The following is a 15598-nucleotide window of genomic DNA, read 5'->3' as shown; positions in this document are numbered from 1 at the left end:
GCGATGTCTTCAACCACTAAAAAATCCATTGATGTCAAAGAAAGTGTGGTCGACGCGATTCTTGCCGGCCTGATTGCCCTGATCGTCTTTGGCCCGATTGTCGGGGTCGTGCTCGATGGCTACAGCTTCAACCTGGAGCCCAAGCGCGTTGCCTGGATCATTGCCGTGGTCATGGCCGGACGCTTCGCCCTGAGCCTGTTCCTGCAGTCGCCCAAGGGCCGACGGATCCTCGAAGGCTTCGAGTCCACCGGCTCCGGCGTGCACGTGCTGGCGCCGGACTACAAGTCGCGGCTGCGCTGGATCATCCCGCTGTTGATCGTCATCGCCGTGGTCTTCCCGTTCTTCTCCAACTCCTACTTGCTGGGCGTGGTGATCCTGGGCCTGATCTACGTGCTGCTGGGCCTGGGCCTGAACATCGTGGTGGGCCTGGCGGGGCTGCTCGACCTGGGCTACGTGGCGTTCTACGCCATCGGTGCCTATGGCCTGGCGCTGGGTTATCAATACCTGGGGCTGGGTTTCTGGACGGTGTTGCCACTGGCGGCGATCACGGCCGCGCTGGCCGGCTGCATCCTCGGTTTCCCGGTGTTGCGCCTGCACGGTGACTACCTGGCCATCGTGACCCTGGGCTTTGGTGAAATCATCCGCCTGATCCTCAACAACTGGCTGTCTCTGACAGGCGGTCCGAACGGCATGGCCGCACCGCTGCCAACCTTCTTCGGCCTGGAGTTCGGCAAGCGCGCCAAAGAGGGTGGGGTGCCGTTCCATGAGTTCTTCGGGATCGCCTACAACCCGGACGTGAAGTATTACTTTATCTACGCCGTGCTGTTCCTGGTGGTGCTGGCCGTGCTGTACATCAAGCACCGCCTGACCCGCATGCCGGTCGGCCGCGCCTGGGAAGCCTTGCGCGAAGACGAAATCGCCTGCCGCTCCATGGGCTTGAACCACGTGCTGGTGAAACTCTCGGCATTCACCATCGGCGCCTCGACTGCAGGCCTGGCCGGGGTGTTCTTTGCCACCTACCAGGGCTTCGTCAACCCGACCTCGTTCACCTTCTTCGAGTCGGCACTGATCCTGGCGATCGTGGTGCTCGGCGGCATGGGCTCGACCATCGGCGTGGTGATCGCTGCGTTCGTCCTGACCGTGGCCCCGGAACTGCTGCGCGGCTTCGCCGAGTACCGGGTGCTGCTGTTCGGCATCCTGATGGTGTTGATGATGATCTGGCGACCGCGCGGCCTGATTCGGATCAGCCGTACCGGTGTGACCCCGCGTAAAGGAGTAGCGCCATGAGCGAAGTGGTACTCAGTGTCGAGAAGCTGATGATGCACTTCGGCGGTATCAAAGCCCTCAGTGACGTCAGCCTCAAAGTCCATCGCAACTCGATCTTCGCCCTGATCGGTCCTAACGGTGCCGGCAAGACCACCGTGTTCAACTGCCTGACGGGTTTCTACAAGGCCTCCGGCGGCAAGATCGAACTCAACACCCGTGGCCAGCACACCAACGTCATCCAGTTGCTGGGCGAGTCCTTCAAGGCCCGCGATTTCGTCTCGCCGAAAAGCTTCGCCAGTCGGCTGTACTACAAAATGTTCGGTGGCACCCACCTGGTGAACCGCGCCGGCCTGGCGCGTACGTTCCAGAACATTCGCCTGTTCAAGGAAATGTCGGTGCTGGAGAACCTGCTGGTGGCCCAGCACATGTGGGTCAACCGCAGCCTGCTGGCCGGCATCCTCAATACCAAGGGCTACCGCAAGGCCGAAAGCGATGCGCTGGACTGCGCGTTCTACTGGCTGGAGGTGGTCGACCTGGTGGACTGCGCCAACCGCCTGGCCGGTGAACTGTCCTACGGTCAGCAGCGCCGCCTGGAAATCGCCCGGGCCATGTGCACACGGCCGCAGATCATCTGCCTGGACGAGCCGGCCGCCGGCCTCAACCCTCAGGAAACCGAAGCACTGAGCGCGATGATCCGGCTGCTGCGCGACGAGCACGATCTGACCGTGGTGCTGATTGAACACGACATGGGCATGGTAATGAGCATTTCCGACCACATCGTGGTGCTGGACCACGGCAACGTGATCGCCGAGGGCGGACCCGAAGCTATTCGCAACGACCCGAAAGTGATCGCCGCCTACCTGGGTGCCGATGAAGAGGAGCTGGTATGAGCCAACCGATTCTCGAACTCAAGGAGCTGGACGTGTTCTACGGGCCGATCCAGGCCCTGAAAAAAGTCTCGCTGCACATCAACGAAGGCGAAACCGTCAGCCTGATCGGCTCCAACGGCGCCGGTAAATCGACCCTGCTGATGTCGATCTTCGGCCAGCCCCGGGCGGCTGACGGGCAGATCATCTACCAGGGGGTGGATATCACCCACAAGTCGTCCCACTACATCGCCTCCAACGGCATCGCGCAGTCGCCGGAAGGGCGGCGGGTATTCCCCGACATGACCGTCGAGGAAAACCTGTTGATGGGCACCATTCCCATTGGCGACAAGTACGCCAGCGAAGACATGCAGCGCATGTTCGAGCTGTTCCCGCGACTAAAGGAGCGACGGACCCAGCGGGCCATGACCATGTCCGGTGGCGAGCAGCAGATGCTCGCCATCGCGCGTGCCTTGATGAGCCGACCCAAGCTGCTGTTGCTCGATGAGCCGAGCCTGGGGCTGGCGCCGATCGTGGTGAAGCAGATCTTCGCCACCTTGCGCGAGCTGGCGAGCACCGGCATGACCATCTTCCTGGTCGAGCAGAACGCCAACCATGCCCTGCGCCTGTCGGATCGCGCCTATGTGATGGTCAACGGGCAGATCCGCCTGACCGGCACCGGCAAGGAGCTGCTGGTCAACGAGGAGGTGCGCAACGCTTACCTTGGCGGTCACTAGACCGGCACGCGGCAAACCAACGCCCTGACGGCCCCGGCCCCAGGGCGTTTTTTTTTGCTTTAACGGGGGGGCTGATCGTGGATCTTCGCGGTCAATCGGAAAATGTGGACAACAATATTCAGCAGCTGTCAAAGCGCGACATAAAGACGCTGCAAATAGCTGTTTTTCCACAGTTTTGACTTGTCCCCGTTTGCTGTGGAGCTGGCTGTGGGTAACGTGGGTGCAACTCGCTGCAGGCCTTTGTTTACGTGGCTTTCAAGCTTGTGGTTGTTTTTTGTACAGACGCTTTTGCATGACCCTGAGCCTGGATTGTCAACCTTTTTATTGGTCGCCGCGCGCAACGGAAAATCGACCGGGCAGCCTGTGGATAAGTCTGTGGTTAAACTCTGGAAAGACTTGGCAAAGCAGCGAATTTGCTGGCTTGGAGCCATCGCCGATTTGACCGCCCGGTCGCGTTCAACCCGGGAGGGCGACACGTGGGGCGGCCGGGGTCAAGCAAAAAACTTTTCAATCTGCCCGCAAAGCCTTGTGGATAGCGGTGCCCAGGCTTTTGCACTTGCCCCCAAAGATTGTGGACGGGGCTGTGGATAAGGTGCGTGCAGTTGGCTGCGGGCCACGGCCCACAAGGGCTCGGGCAAGTTGGTGGTTTTTTGTCCAGAAAACCTGAGGTTGCCCCCGGGAACGTGGCCGGGCATGCTGCCGCTTGTTTATCTATTTCAAGGCTGTGGATCAGCCCATTCCAGGAGGTCACGATGTCCAACACCCTGTTTATTACCGGCGCCACATCCGGTTTTGGTGAAGCCTGCGCCCGTCGTTTTGCCGAAGCTGGCTGGAAACTGGTGCTGACGGGGCGTCGTGAAGAACGTCTGAATGCCCTGTGTGCCGAATTGTCGAAGCAGACCGAGGTCCATGGCCTGGTGCTCGATGTGCGTGATCGTCAGGCGATGGAAGCGGCCATTGCCAACCTGCCACCCTCCTTTGCCACGCTGCGCGGGCTGATCAACAACGCCGGCCTGGCCCTGGGCGTGGACCCGGCACCCAAGTGCGACCTCGACGATTGGGACACCATGGTCGACACCAACATCAAGGGCCTGATGTACAGCACGCGCCTGTTGTTACCCCGCCTGATCGCCCACGGCCGCGGCGCCGGGATCATCAACCTGGGCTCCATTGCCGGCAACTACCCGTACCCGGGCAGCCACGTGTATGGCGCGAGCAAGGCCTTCGTCAAACAGTTCTCGTTGAACCTGCGGTGCGACCTGCAGGGCACTGGCGTGCGTGTCAGCAATATCGAGCCGGGCCTGTGCGAAAGCGAGTTCTCGCTGGTGCGCTTTGCCGGCGACCAGGCGCGCTACGACGCGACCTATGCCGGCGCCGAGCCGATCCAGCCGCAGGACATTGCCGAGACCATCTTCTGGGTGCTCAACGCGCCGGCACACATCAACATCAACCGCCTGGAACTGATGCCCGTGAGCCAGACCTGGGGTGGCTTTGCGATTGATCGCAACGCCAAGGGGTAAGAGGGAGGCGTCGAATCGGCCAAAACAGGGCATAAGGTACACTCCTTGTTGAAACCCCCACCGCAAGTCGCGGTTGTCCGGGTTCACAAGGAGGCCATGTGAGTAACCGAGGTGAGCAGGCACTGCTCAAGCAATCGACCATCCTGATGTTAGCCGTGGCGATCGCCGGGATCGTCACGGGTTTTGTTTCCGGGTCCCAATCCATCCTGTTTGATGGTTTCTTTTCGTTGATCGCGACCTTCATCAAGGTCCTGATGTTGATCACCGCCCAACTGATCGCCAAGCAAAGCAATCAGCGCTTCCAGTTCGGCTTCTGGCACCTGGAACCCATGGTGCTGTTGATCGAAGGCAGCTTCCTGCTGCTGATCGCGATCTATGCCTTTCTCAACGGTGTGTTCGGCATCATCAACGGTGGCCGCGAGATCGAGTTGGGGCTGGTGATCGTCTACGCGGCGGTGTTTACCGTTGTCGAGTTCGCCTATTTCTTCTACATCCGCCACCGCAATCGCACGCTCAAGTCCACGTTGATCCAGTTCGACAACATCAGTTGGCTGGTGGACGCCATGCTGTCGGTGGGCTTGCTGGTGAGTTTCCTCACGGCGCTGCTGCTCAAGACCCAGGGGTATGGCCAGTGGGCGCTGTACGTCGACCCGCTGATCCTGATCCTGCTGGCCCTGAGCATGCTGGCACCGGCCTGGAAGATCCTGCGCCCGGCGCTGCGCGATGTGCTGGGCATTGCCCCCGACCAACTGGATGACAAGGTGCGCCAGGTCATGGACGCGGCCAAGGCCGAGCACGGTTTTGCCGACTACGTCAGCTATGTGCAGAAACACGGGCGGGCGCGATTTATCGAGATTCACGTGGTGTTGCCGGCCGATTACCGGCTGGAGGGCGTGGCGACGCTGGATGCCCTGCGCGAGCAGATTTCGGCGCAGTTGGGCAAGCCGGATGCCGCGCGCTGGCTGACCATCAGCTTTACCGCAGACCCGAAGTGGATTGCTGGCTGAGGACCGAGTCGGGCCAATCGCGGGCAGGTTTTGCTCGCGACAGCGATCGTCACCTCAGTCCAGGTACTCAGCCAACCCGCGATAACAGGTCGCCAGGTGATAGGGCGTGGTCGACGGCATATCCTGGCGGCTGACCGTGCCGCTGGCGTCCAGGCATTCGTGCCAGCCGCCGGCATGCAGGAAGCGTTGCTGCAAGGCGTGCAACTGGCGCAACAGCACCGCCTGGCTGGCGGGGCGCAAGGTCAGGGCCCGCAGGTATTCGGCCTGGGCCCAGATGCGCTGGGTGGCGTCGCGCGGCTGTTCGCCCTCCGCCAGTTCGAGCATGGCGGCGACGGCCCCGGTCTGCGGCTCCACCCCCCGTTGTTCGGTGAAGGCGAAGGCGCGGTCCAGCGAGGCATGCAGCGCCGAGCCGCGCAGGGTCGGCGAGGCGTCCAGCAGGAAAAACCATTCGAACTGATGCCCCGGCTCAAACCAGTTATCCACAGCCCCCAGCGGTTTCTCCATCATCACCCCGTGCTGCGGGTCGATGAAGTGCTGCTGCATGGCGGCGCACAACGCCTTGAGTGCCGCCTCGACGGCCAGGTCCTCGCGCACCGCCAGTATCGCCAGGAAGGCTTCGGCCAGGTGCATCAGCGGGTTTTGCAGGGGGCCTGTGCCGAGTGACGACCAGTCGCGGTCCAGGCTCGCTTCGTACAGGCCGTTGCCACTGGCAAAGTGCTGGGCAAGCACTTGCAGGGCGGCATTGAGCACCGACTCCACCAGCGGCTCACGCACCTTGGCCCAGTAATGGGCGCAGGCGAAGAGGATGAAGGCGTGGGTGTAGAGGTCCTTGCGCTGATCCATCGGCGCGCCCGAAGGGTCGATGCTGTAGAACCAGCCGCCATGCTCGCCATCATGAAAGTGCTGTTGCAAGGAACGGAACAGCGCCGCTGCCCGCTCCTCGGCTGCCGGCACTTCACCGATCAGGCTGGCGAACAGGTACAGCTGGCGCGCGCAGGCCATCGCCCGATAGCGCTGGGGCGGCAATGGCTGGTGCTGGGCATCCAGGGCTTCGTAGGGCAATGCCATTTGCGCATTCCAGCCCGGACCCTGCCAGAGAGGCACGATCACGCCGCGAAAATGCTGCTGCACGGTGGCAAACAGAGCGGTCAGTTCAGGCTGGGAGGCAGAGCGGGGAGCATGGGGCATTGGCTGGCGTCGTCACGGCAGGGGTGTTTGCGCGACATGGTAGCAGGCCTGAGGGAGGCAAGCTTCAAGCTGCTCGCTTCAAGCTGCAAGTCAGAGCCGATCTGCTTGCAGCTTGTTGCCGGCAACGGCACCTCATCAGCCAGCCAGCAGCCAGACCCCGGTCGCCGCCGATGCTGCACCGGCCAGGCGTACCAACGGCGCGGCGGCTTGCGGTAACACGCGCACCAGGGCGTACCCGGCAGCATGCAGGGCCGCGGTGGCAACGACGAAGCCGCCGGCGTAGGTCCAGGGGCTGGACATCTCGGGTAGCTCCAGGCCGTGGGCCACGCCGTGGAACAGGGCAAACAGGGCGGTGGCGCCGACGGCCAGGCTCAGGGCTGGGCGCACTGCCAGCGCCACCGCCAGGCCCAGGGCCAGCACCGAGGCCGCAATCCCGCTCTCCAGGGCCGGCAGGCTCAAGCCCTCGAACCCGAGCACCCCGCCCAGCAGCATGGTGCCAACGAACGTGCAGGGCAGTGCCCAGCGTGCGGCACCTTGCTGTTGCGCAGCCCACAAACCGACGGCGAGCATCGCCAGCAGGTGATCAAGGCCGCCGATGGGGTGGCTGATGCCGGCCAGCAAACCATTGTCACCGTGGCCCGGGTGAGCGAAGGCCAGGGCCGGGGTGAGCAGCAGGGCCGCGGCGGCGAATAGGCGTTTGAGTGTCATGGATAGGCTTCCTTTGCGAGTGTCGTGTGGATAACTGTCAGGCCGCGGTCAGCAGGCCCTGGCGTTCAATGAAGGCGATGATCTGTTCAAGGCCCTGGCCGGTCTTCTGGTTGCTGAAGACAAAGGGTTTGCCGTTGCGCATGCGCTGGGTATCGCTGTCCATCAGGGTCAGAGAGGCGCCCACCAGCGGGGCCAGGTCGATCTTGTTGATCACCAGCAGGTCGGACTTGCAGATCCCTGGCCCGCCTTTGCGCGGCAGCTTGTCGCCCGCCGAGACATCGATCACGTAGATGGTCAGGTCGGACAGCTCGGGGCTGAAGGTCGCCGACAGGTTGTCGCCGCCGGACTCCACCAGGATCAGGTCCAGCCCTGGAAAACGCCGGTTCAGTTGATCAACCGCCTCCAGGTTGATCGAGGCGTCTTCGCGAATCGCCGTGTGCGGGCAGCCACCGGTCTCCACGCCAATGATCCGCTCCGGTGCCAGCGCTTGGTTGCGCACCAGGAAATCGGCGTCTTCGCGGGTATAGATGTCGTTGGTCACCACCGCCAGGTTGTAGCGCTCACGCAGCGCCAGGCACAGGGCCAGGGTCAGGGCGGTTTTGCCGGAACCGACCGGACCGCCGATACCGACACGCAAAGGTTGTGTGTTCATGTGATTCTCCAAAATGACCGGCCCTAGGAACGGAACAGGCGGCTGTACTGGCGCTCATGGGCCATGCACGCCAGGGATAGACCGAACGCGGCGCTGCCGAGGTGTTCGGGGTTGATTCGGTTGGCGTCCTGCTGCGCCTGTTGCAGCAGCGGCAGCAATTCACTGGTCAGGCGCTGCGCCGCTTGCTGGCCCAGCGGCAGGGTTTTCATCAGCACCGCCAGCTGGTTTTCCAGCCAACTCCACAGCCAGGCGGCCAGGGCGTCCTGAGCACTGATGTGCCAGGCCCGGGCGGCCAGCGCCCAGCCCAGGGCCAGATGGGGTTCGTGGCAGCGCTGCAGAAACTCCCGGGCAGGCGGGTCCAGCTCCGGCAAGCCGCTGAGCAGCTGTTGCAGGGAGTAGCCCATCTGCCGGCTTTCCTGATGCAGCTCGCGGGTTTCCCGGCTGGCGCGGTGCTGTTCACAGAGGCGCCACAACTGCGGCCAGTCTTCGCTGGCGGCAGCACTGCAGTGGGCGAGCAGCAAGGGCGCTTCAAAGCGTGCGAGGTTGAGCAGCAACTGGTCGCTGATCCAGCGCCTGGCCGTCGAAGGGTCGCTGACGCGGCCGTTGTCCACCGCCATTTCCAGGCCCTGGGAATAGCTGTAGCCGCCAATCGGCAGTTGTGGACTGGCCAGGCGTAGCAGCGCCCAGGCGGGATTCACAGGCGTACGCCGAACTGATGCAGTTTGGGCGCGTAGTTGAAGTCTTCGTCGCCGTGACGCGAGTGGTGATGGCCGCCGCCGTAGGCACCGTGTTCCGGCTGGAACGGCGCCTCGATACTGACGGCCCTGGCACCCAGCTGTTCGAGCATGGCCTTGAGCACGTAGTCGTCGAGCAGGCGCAACCAGCCATCTCCCACTTGCAGGGCCACGTGGCGATTGCCCAGGTGATAGGCCGCGCGAGTCAATTCGAAGGCGTTGGCGCAGGTGACGTGCAGCAGTTGTTCAGGGCGGGCGCAGACCCGCACGATGCGGCCGTCCTCGGCCTCCAGGCATTCGCCGTCGGACAGCGGTGGCTGGCCGCGCTCCAGAAACAGGCCGACGTCTTCCCCCGTGGCACTGAAACAGCGCAGGCGGCTTTTGCTGCGGGCCTCGAAGTTCAGGTGCAACTCGGCGGCCCAGAGGGGTTGAGGGTCGATTCTGCGATGAATCACCAGCATGGCAAGCTTCCGGCAAAGGACGATGCAGGGGCTAGAGCAAGGGGCTTGCCAACAGGAAAGGTTGTAGGAAATTTCCCCGGTTAGCCCGCGAATGCTAGAAAGTGGTGCGGGACAAGGGGCGATGCTGTGGTGTGGTTTGGTGCGAAGAGGCGGGCTGGCGCACCTTTTTGTTGCGCGCCCCGGCGACGGTCCAAGGGCTTACTCGGTACTGCCCAGCCCCTGCCAATGCTTGAGGCCAATAAAGATGAAGCGCAATTGCTGAGTGATCTTCGCTTGCGGGGTCAGATGCTCGGGCAGCGCTTCAGCGGGCGGATCGATAATGTCGGGCAGGGTGGCGAACACGCTCTTGACGATCAGGTCCGCCATCACCGACAGGCCCGCCAGGTCCAGGTGTTGCAGCTTGGGCATCAATGCCAGGTCTGCCGCAAGGTCGGCGCTGATGTTCTCGCGCAACTGGCCAATGGCCTGGCGCACCGGCAGTGATCCGCCGTATTGCTCACGGGCGAGGAACAGGAACTGCGAACGGTTGGCCGCGACCACGTCGAGGAAAATGCGCACCGAGGCATCGATGATCCCGCCCATGACGAACTCGTTGTGGCGCACCAGGCGAATGGTCTCGCGGAAGGTCTGGCCGACTTCGCTGACCAGCACCAGGCCCAGTTGGTCCATATCGGCAAAATGCCGATAGAAGCCTGTGGGGACGATGCCGGCGGTTTTCGCCACTTCGCGCAGGCTCAGGCTGCCGAATCCGCGGCCGCACTCCATCAGGTGGCGAGCTGCGTCCATCAGGGCGTTGCGGGTCTGTTGTTTCTGTTCGGCGCGGGGCAGCATCAGGCGGCTGACTTCTAATCAGGGACAGCGGCGCACTCTAGCAAATCGGCTTTGCTGGCGTCGAACTTCAGTGGGTCGGTGACAGCGAGGGTGTGGCGGGGCGTTGCGGTTGACGCAAAGTCAAAGCCCGACTCCAGGGAATCGGGCTTTTTTCCGGGCCACCATGGGCTCAGCTCACTGCGCTGTTGCGTTCGATGACACGGTCACCGCCACCTTCGGCAACGACCTGGCCTTGTGGGGTACGGTCGTAGCCATCTTCAACCAGGCCTTTTTCTTCCAGGCGATCACGGCCGCCTTCGGCAACGGTCTGGCCTTGTGGAGTGCGGTCGTAGCCATCGGCGGCGACTTTGTTGCGTTCCAGCAGGCGGTCGGAACCCCCTTCGGCAACGGTCTGGCTGAACACCGAATGTTCGGCTTTGGATTGTGGCGTGGCTTGCTCGGCCGCTGGCAAGGCAAAAGCGTTAGCGGCGAGGAGGGAAAGGGTCAGGCTCAGCAGTAATTGGCGTTTCATGATCGGTTGCTCCGTGTGGGGGCGATAAAGTGGGTACGGAGCCAATGCTACTCTCGATAAGTTGATATAAAAGTTCATAAAGACAATGGTAATAATCAACAGAATTGATTGTTCTGCCGGGCGCCTCTAGAGCGGGGGTTTGCGGGGAGCGTTTCGGCACCGGATTGGGTATTTTCGACCCGCTTGTGCGCCCTCGAAGTGCCGCCCAGGTAACAGAATTCTGTCGACTGGGTCAGGAAAAAAGCCGCTATTTACCGCTGAATCGCGTTTTTGGTTAAACCTGCGGGCCATTTGCCAGTCGTAGTTTTCATAGTCGGTCGATTTCTGGCCTAGGATTTTTATCGAGCGTCGCGGTCCGGGCGCCGAGCAGTCATCAGGAGCTTTGTGCAATGACGCGCACCCGTAAAATTCTCGCCTGGGTCTTTGCCAGCCTGGTGCTGTTGATCGCCGTGTTGGTGCTGGTCATCGCGTTCTTCGATTGGAACCGGATCAAGCCAACGCTCAATGCCAAGGTCTCGCAGGAGTTGCATCGGCCCTTTGCCATCAATGGCAACCTGGCGGTGGTGTGGCAGCGCGAACTCGACGAGGGTGGCTGGCGTGCCTGGGTGCCGTGGCCGCATGTGGTGGCCGAGGACCTGAGCCTGGGCAACCCCGACTGGTCCAAACAACCACAGATGGTCAGCCTGAAACGGGTCGAGCTGCGGATCTCGCCGCTGGCCCTGCTGGCGCAGCGCGTGGTGATTCCGCGCATCGACCTGACCGAGCCCAATGCCCAGCTGCAGCGCCTGGCGGACGGACGCGCCAATTGGACCTTCACCTTCGACCCCAAGGACCCGAATGCCGAACCGTCCAGTTGGGCGGTGGATATCGGCGCGATTGGCTTCGACAAAGGCCACGTGACCCTCGACGACCAGAGCCTGAAAACCCGCCTCGACCTGCTGATCGACCCATTGGGCAAGCCGATTCCGTTCAGCGATATCGTCGGTGACGAGACCGCGAAAAAAGCCCAGGACAAGGGCGCGGCGCCTCAGGATTATGCGTTTGCCCTGCAGGTCAAAGGCCAGTACCACGGCCAGGCGCTTACCGGCCAGGGCAAGATCGGCGGCCTGCTGGCCTTGCAGGATGCCGCCAAGCCCTTTGCGCTGCAGGCCCAGGTGCGGATTGCCGACACTCGGGTCGAGCTGGCCGGCACCCTGACCGATCCGCTGAACCTCGGCGCCCTGGACCTGCGCCTGAAACTGGCGGGCAGCAGCCTGGGCAATCTCTACCCATTGACCGGCATCACCCTGCCGGACTCCTCCCCGTACGCCACCGACGGTCATCTGATCGCCAACCTGCGGGCGCAGGAGGGGGCGACGTTCCGCTATGAAGATTTCAACGGCACCATCGGCGGCAGCGACATCCATGGCAACCTGGCCTATGTGGCCAGCAAGCCACGGCCCAAGCTCAGTGGCGCGCTGGTCTCCAATCAGCTGCTGTTCGTCGACCTCGCGCCCTTGATCGGCGCCGACTCCAACGCCAAGCAAAAGGCCCGTGGCGGCGACAGCAAACAGCCGGCCGACAAGGTGCTGCCGGTGGAGGAGTTCCGCACGGAGCGCTGGCGCGATATGGACGCGGATGTCGAATTCACCGGCAAGCGCATCGTGCACAGCGAGAAACTGCCGTTCAATGACCTGTATGCCCACGTGATCCTCAATGACGGCCAGCTCAACCTGCAGCCACTGCGCTTTGGCGTGGCGGGCGGCAAGCTGGACGCGCAGATCCGCCTCAACGGCCAGACCACGCCGCTGGAAGGCCGGGCCAAACTGAGCGCGCGGGGCTTCAAGCTCAAGCAGCTGTTCCCGACCTTTGAGCCGATGAAAACCAGCTTCGGCGAACTCAATGGCGATGCCGACATTGCCGGGCGGGGCAACTCGGTGGCGGCGTTGCTGGGCAGTGCCAATGGCGATTTGAAGATGCTGATCAACGACGGCGCGATCAGCCGGGAACTGATGGAGCTGGCCGGGTTGAACGTGGGCAACTACCTGGTCGGCAAGATCTTTGGCGACAAGGAAGTGAAGATCAATTGCGCGGCGGCCGACTTCGGCATCAAGAGCGGCCTGGCAACCACGCGCCTGTTTGTGTTCGACACCGAGAACGCGATCATCTACATCGACGGCACAGCGAACATGGCCAGCGAACAACTGGACCTGACCATTACCCCAGAGTCCAAGGGCTGGCGGTTGATCTCCTTGCGTTCACCGCTGTACGTGCGCGGCAAGTTCATCAAGCCGGATGCCGGGGTCAAGGGCGTGCCGTTGATGCTGCGCGGCGCGGGGATGGTGGCGTTGGGAGTCATAGCCGGCCCGGCGGCCGGGTTGCTGGCGCTGGTCGCACCCAGTGGTGGCGAACCGAATCAATGTGCACCGTTGCTGGAGCAGATGAAGTCAGGCAAGGCGCCGAAGACCGTGAAGGGCTGATCTGCGGGTTTGACGAGTGAGGGAGCCTTGTTGTGGATCGCCACAACAAGGCTGAACAGGCGAGCCTACAAGTCCTTCAGCAAGTCCGCCATGTCGTCGGCATGCTCTTCTTCCTGGGCCAGGATATCTTCGAACAACCGGCGGGTAGTCGGGTCCTTGTCACCGATGTACTGAATGATCTCGCGATAACTGTCGATTGCGATACGTTCGGCCACCAGGTCCTCGTAGACCATTTCCTTGAGGGTATTACCGGCGACGTATTGCGCATGGGCGTTCTTCGACAGCAAGTCCGGATTGAATTCCGGTTCACCCCCCAGTTGCACGATGCGCTCGGCAAGTTTGTCGGCGTGCTCGGCTTCCTGGGTGGCGTGTTCGAGGAATTCCTGGGCGGCCACCGCGGCCTTCAGGCCATCGGCCATGAAGTAGTGGCGTTTGTAGCGCAGCACACACACCAACTCGGTGGCCAGGGATTCATTGAGTAGACGCAGCACCTCCTCGCGGTTGGCGCTGTAGCCTTCGGTCACGGCGCCGTTCTCGACGTGGGTGCGCGCCCGCTGGCGCAGGGTGTTGATATCAGACAACTGTTGCTCGCTCATCTCGATCTCCTCGGGCTGATCACTGGGCATCACACTCTGTTGGCGTGCTCCCTAGGTGTGAGTGATGAGCCGGGAGAAAAGTTTTATCGGATATTGCGAGCCACGATGACGAGGTTGAAGCGGTCGCGGGGGAATGTCATAGAGTGGTCGTGCAGGCGTCATCCTGGCTGGCGATACTGATGGCTGGCGTCTTGCACCCCCTCCCGGGCCTTCCCATTGATCACAAGGATGTTTTCACATGTCGCAAGACACCGCCCCTCGCTACCCCATGGTGCTGGTCCCGGGCATGCTCGGGTTTGTTCGCCTGGTGCTGTACCCGTACTGGTACGGGATCATCCCGGCGCTGCGTCGGGGCGGGGCCACGGTGATTGCGGTGCAGGTGTCGCCGGTCAACTCCAACGAGGTGCGCGGCGAAGAGCTGCTGCTGCAGATCGAGGCGATCCTGCAGGAAACCGGTGCCAGCAAGGTCAACCTGATCGGCCATAGCCAAGGCTCGTTGACCGCGCGCTACGCCGCCGCCAAACGCCCCGACCTAGTGGCGTCGGTGACCTCGGTGGCCGGCCCCAACCACGGCTCGGAGCTGGCGGACTACCTGCACCAACACTACCCACCCGAGAGCGCCAAAGGCCGGCTGCTGAGTGCCTTTTTACAAGGCGTCGCCTGGCTGATGGGGCTGCTGGAGACCGGCCACCACGTGCGCCGATGGCCGGTGGACGTGCACGCCTCCCACAACTCGCTGACCAGCGCAGGGGTGGCACGGTTCAACCAATGTTATCCACAGGGCTTGCCCGCGCATTGGGGCGGGCACGGGCCGGAGGAGGTCAATGGTGTGCGTTACTACTCCTGGTCCGGCACCCTGCAGCCGGGCATCACGGATCGTGGCGGCAATCTGATCGACGGCACTAACCGTAGCTGCCGTCTGTTTGCCCGCACCTTCGTCCGCGAGTCCGGGCACTGCGACGGCATGGTCGGGCGCTACAGCTCCCACCTGGGCAAGGTCATCGGTGATGATTTTCCGCTGGATCACTTCGACATCGTCAACCAGTCGCTCGGGCTGGTGGGCAAGGGCGCGGAGCCGGTGCGCCTGTTTGTCGAACATGCCCGACGGTTGAAGGCGGCGGGCGTCTAGCGACAGCCGATCATCTGCGGCCCAGCACCCGGGTCCAGCGTTCGCACACAATCACTCCGCCCAGGGTCAGCGCCCCGCCGACCAGGTGGTACAGCGCCAGTTCTTCATGCAGCACCACGGCGGCAATCAGCGCGGTAATCAACGGCAGCAGGTTGAAAAACTGCGTGGTCCGGCTTGGGCCCAGGCGCAACACGGCCTGCATCCAGGCCAGTGGTGCAACCATCGAGGCCAGCAGGCAGGCGTACAGCACCAGCGGCACATTGTGGAGGGTCAGGCCGGTTTTCGGCGAAGCGACGAACAGCGGAAACAGCACCACCACCGCCACCAGTATTTGCAGGTAGAGCAGCACCAGGGGCGGCAGGCGCAGTTGCCACTTTTTCAACAGGGTGCTGTAGACCGCATAGGCGAGGGTGGCGATCAGCATCATGGCGTCACCCAGGTTGACCCCATGCTCCAGCAGTGTTGCCAGGCTGCCGGACGACACCACCACCAGCACCCCGGCGAATGACAGCAGTGCCCCGGCCAGCGCCCCGGCGGTCAGGCGCTGACCGAGGCTGATGATTGCCATGGCCAGTGACATCAACGGCATCAGCGACAGGATGATGCCCATGTTGGTGGCCGAGGTCAGGCTCGCGGCGAAGTACGCCAGGCTTTGATACACCGCCATGCCGAGCACGCCGAGGACAAAGATCTTGCCCAGGTTCGGGCGGATGAGCGGCCAATGCTGCACCACTTGCTTGAGCATGAATGGGGTGAACAGCAGGCCGGCGAGCAGCCAGCGATAAAAGCCGATCTCGGCGGGGAAGATCGCCCCGGCCGACATTTTGGTGATTACGGTGTTGCCGGCCCAGATGAAAATGGCCAGCAGGGGATAAGCGAATTGCATGAGGACAACCAGAACGTTAATGAGGGGTGATTATCCGCCTGTCCGGA

Annotated in this window: 16 protein-coding genes; 7 read left to right on the top strand and 9 right to left on the bottom strand. The window is 62.7% G+C overall.

The window, feature by feature from the left end; translation table 11 throughout:
* The first annotated feature begins 3 nt into the window (after nt 1-3).
* The 5 genes from livM (at nt 4) to H7995_RS00855 (ending at nt 5396) form a co-directional block, all read left to right on the top strand.
* On the top strand, nt 4-1287 hold the full coding sequence (gene livM / locus H7995_RS00875) for a high-affinity branched-chain amino acid ABC transporter permease LivM (RefSeq protein WP_166589855.1): 1284 nt from the start codon (nt 4-6) through the stop codon (nt 1285-1287).
* Nucleotides 1284-2156: an ATP-binding cassette domain-containing protein gene (locus H7995_RS00870; RefSeq protein ID WP_166589856.1), complete on the top strand. Its 873-nt coding sequence runs from the start codon at nt 1284-1286 to the stop codon at nt 2154-2156. Before livM ends, H7995_RS00870 begins: the two co-directional genes overlap by 4 nt.
* On the top strand, nt 2153-2869 hold the full coding sequence (locus H7995_RS00865; protein ID WP_166589857.1) for an ABC transporter ATP-binding protein: 717 nt from the start codon (nt 2153-2155) through the stop codon (nt 2867-2869). Before H7995_RS00870 ends, H7995_RS00865 begins: the two co-directional genes overlap by 4 nt.
* Nucleotides 2870-3621: 752 nt before the next feature.
* Nucleotides 3622-4389 carry an SDR family oxidoreductase gene (locus tag H7995_RS00860; RefSeq protein ID WP_166589858.1) on the top strand — a complete coding sequence of 256 codons (768 nt, stop codon included), beginning with the start codon at nt 3622-3624 and terminating at the stop codon, nt 4387-4389.
* Between the two features lie 98 nt (nt 4390-4487).
* Nucleotides 4488-5396, top strand: coding sequence for a cation diffusion facilitator family transporter (locus tag H7995_RS00855; protein WP_166589859.1), 909 nt, complete (start codon nt 4488-4490; stop codon nt 5394-5396).
* A gap of 54 nt (nt 5397-5450) precedes the next feature.
* On the opposite strand, the gene H7995_RS00850 is transcribed toward H7995_RS00855, so the two are convergent.
* The 7 genes from H7995_RS00850 to H7995_RS00820 all read right to left on the bottom strand — a co-directional run bounded on the left by H7995_RS00850 (nt 5451) and on the right by H7995_RS00820 (nt 10481).
* Nucleotides 5451-6584 carry an AGE family epimerase/isomerase gene (locus tag H7995_RS00850; RefSeq protein ID WP_185817828.1) on the bottom strand — a complete coding sequence of 378 codons (1134 nt, stop codon included), beginning with the start codon at nt 6582-6584 and terminating at the stop codon, nt 5451-5453.
* A 135-nt stretch (nt 6585-6719) separates the two neighbouring features.
* Nucleotides 6720-7292: a HupE/UreJ family protein gene (locus tag H7995_RS00845; protein WP_166589861.1), complete on the bottom strand. Its 573-nt coding sequence runs from the start codon at nt 7290-7292 to the stop codon at nt 6720-6722.
* Nucleotides 7293-7329: 37 nt separating this feature from the next.
* Nucleotides 7330-7944 (bottom strand): urease accessory protein UreG, encoded by a 615-nt coding sequence (gene ureG / locus H7995_RS00840; RefSeq protein WP_166589862.1) that lies wholly within the window; start codon nt 7942-7944, stop codon nt 7330-7332.
* A gap of 23 nt (nt 7945-7967) precedes the next feature.
* Nucleotides 7968-8642 carry an urease accessory protein UreF gene (locus H7995_RS00835; protein ID WP_185817827.1) on the bottom strand — a complete coding sequence of 225 codons (675 nt, stop codon included), beginning with the start codon at nt 8640-8642 and terminating at the stop codon, nt 7968-7970.
* Nucleotides 8639-9139 carry an urease accessory protein UreE gene (gene ureE / locus H7995_RS00830; RefSeq protein WP_182343282.1) on the bottom strand — a complete coding sequence of 167 codons (501 nt, stop codon included), beginning with the start codon at nt 9137-9139 and terminating at the stop codon, nt 8639-8641. Before ureE ends, H7995_RS00835 begins: the two co-directional genes overlap by 4 nt.
* 198 nt (nt 9140-9337) lie before the next feature.
* Nucleotides 9338-9970: a TetR family transcriptional regulator gene (locus H7995_RS00825; protein WP_166589865.1), complete on the bottom strand. Its 633-nt coding sequence runs from the start codon at nt 9968-9970 to the stop codon at nt 9338-9340.
* A 169-nt stretch (nt 9971-10139) separates the two neighbouring features.
* Nucleotides 10140-10481 (bottom strand): hypothetical protein, encoded by a 342-nt coding sequence (locus H7995_RS00820; protein WP_166589866.1) that lies wholly within the window; start codon nt 10479-10481, stop codon nt 10140-10142.
* 389 nt (nt 10482-10870) lie between these two features.
* Here H7995_RS00820 and H7995_RS00815 point away from each other — a divergent pair, with 389 nt between their 5' ends.
* Nucleotides 10871-12940: an AsmA family protein gene (locus H7995_RS00815; RefSeq protein ID WP_166589867.1), complete on the top strand. Its 2070-nt coding sequence runs from the start codon at nt 10871-10873 to the stop codon at nt 12938-12940.
* 65 nt (nt 12941-13005) lie between these two features.
* Here H7995_RS00815 and H7995_RS00810 read toward each other — a convergent pair whose 3' ends face one another.
* The gene (locus tag H7995_RS00810) at nt 13006-13536 is read right to left on the bottom strand and encodes a ferritin-like domain-containing protein (RefSeq protein ID WP_166589868.1); all 531 of its coding nucleotides are present in this window, start codon (nt 13534-13536) and stop codon (nt 13006-13008) included.
* A gap of 238 nt (nt 13537-13774) precedes the next feature.
* On the opposite strand from H7995_RS00810, the gene H7995_RS00805 reads away from it, so the two are divergent.
* Entirely contained in the window at nt 13775-14665 is an 891-nt protein-coding gene (locus H7995_RS00805) for an esterase/lipase family protein (protein WP_166589869.1), read from the top strand.
* A 10-nt stretch (nt 14666-14675) separates the two neighbouring features.
* On the opposite strand, the gene H7995_RS00800 is transcribed toward H7995_RS00805, so the two are convergent.
* Nucleotides 14676-15551 carry a DMT family transporter gene (locus H7995_RS00800; protein WP_166589870.1) on the bottom strand — a complete coding sequence of 292 codons (876 nt, stop codon included), beginning with the start codon at nt 15549-15551 and terminating at the stop codon, nt 14676-14678.
* Nucleotides 15552-15598: the final 47 nt, after the last annotated feature.

The sequence above is a fragment of the Pseudomonas kielensis genome, from assembly GCF_014236655.1.
Classification (GTDB): Bacteria; Pseudomonadota; Gammaproteobacteria; order Pseudomonadales; family Pseudomonadaceae; genus Aquipseudomonas; species Aquipseudomonas kielensis.
Note: the sequence above shows the minus strand (reverse complement) of the source record. Positions and strands in the feature narration are given on the sequence as shown.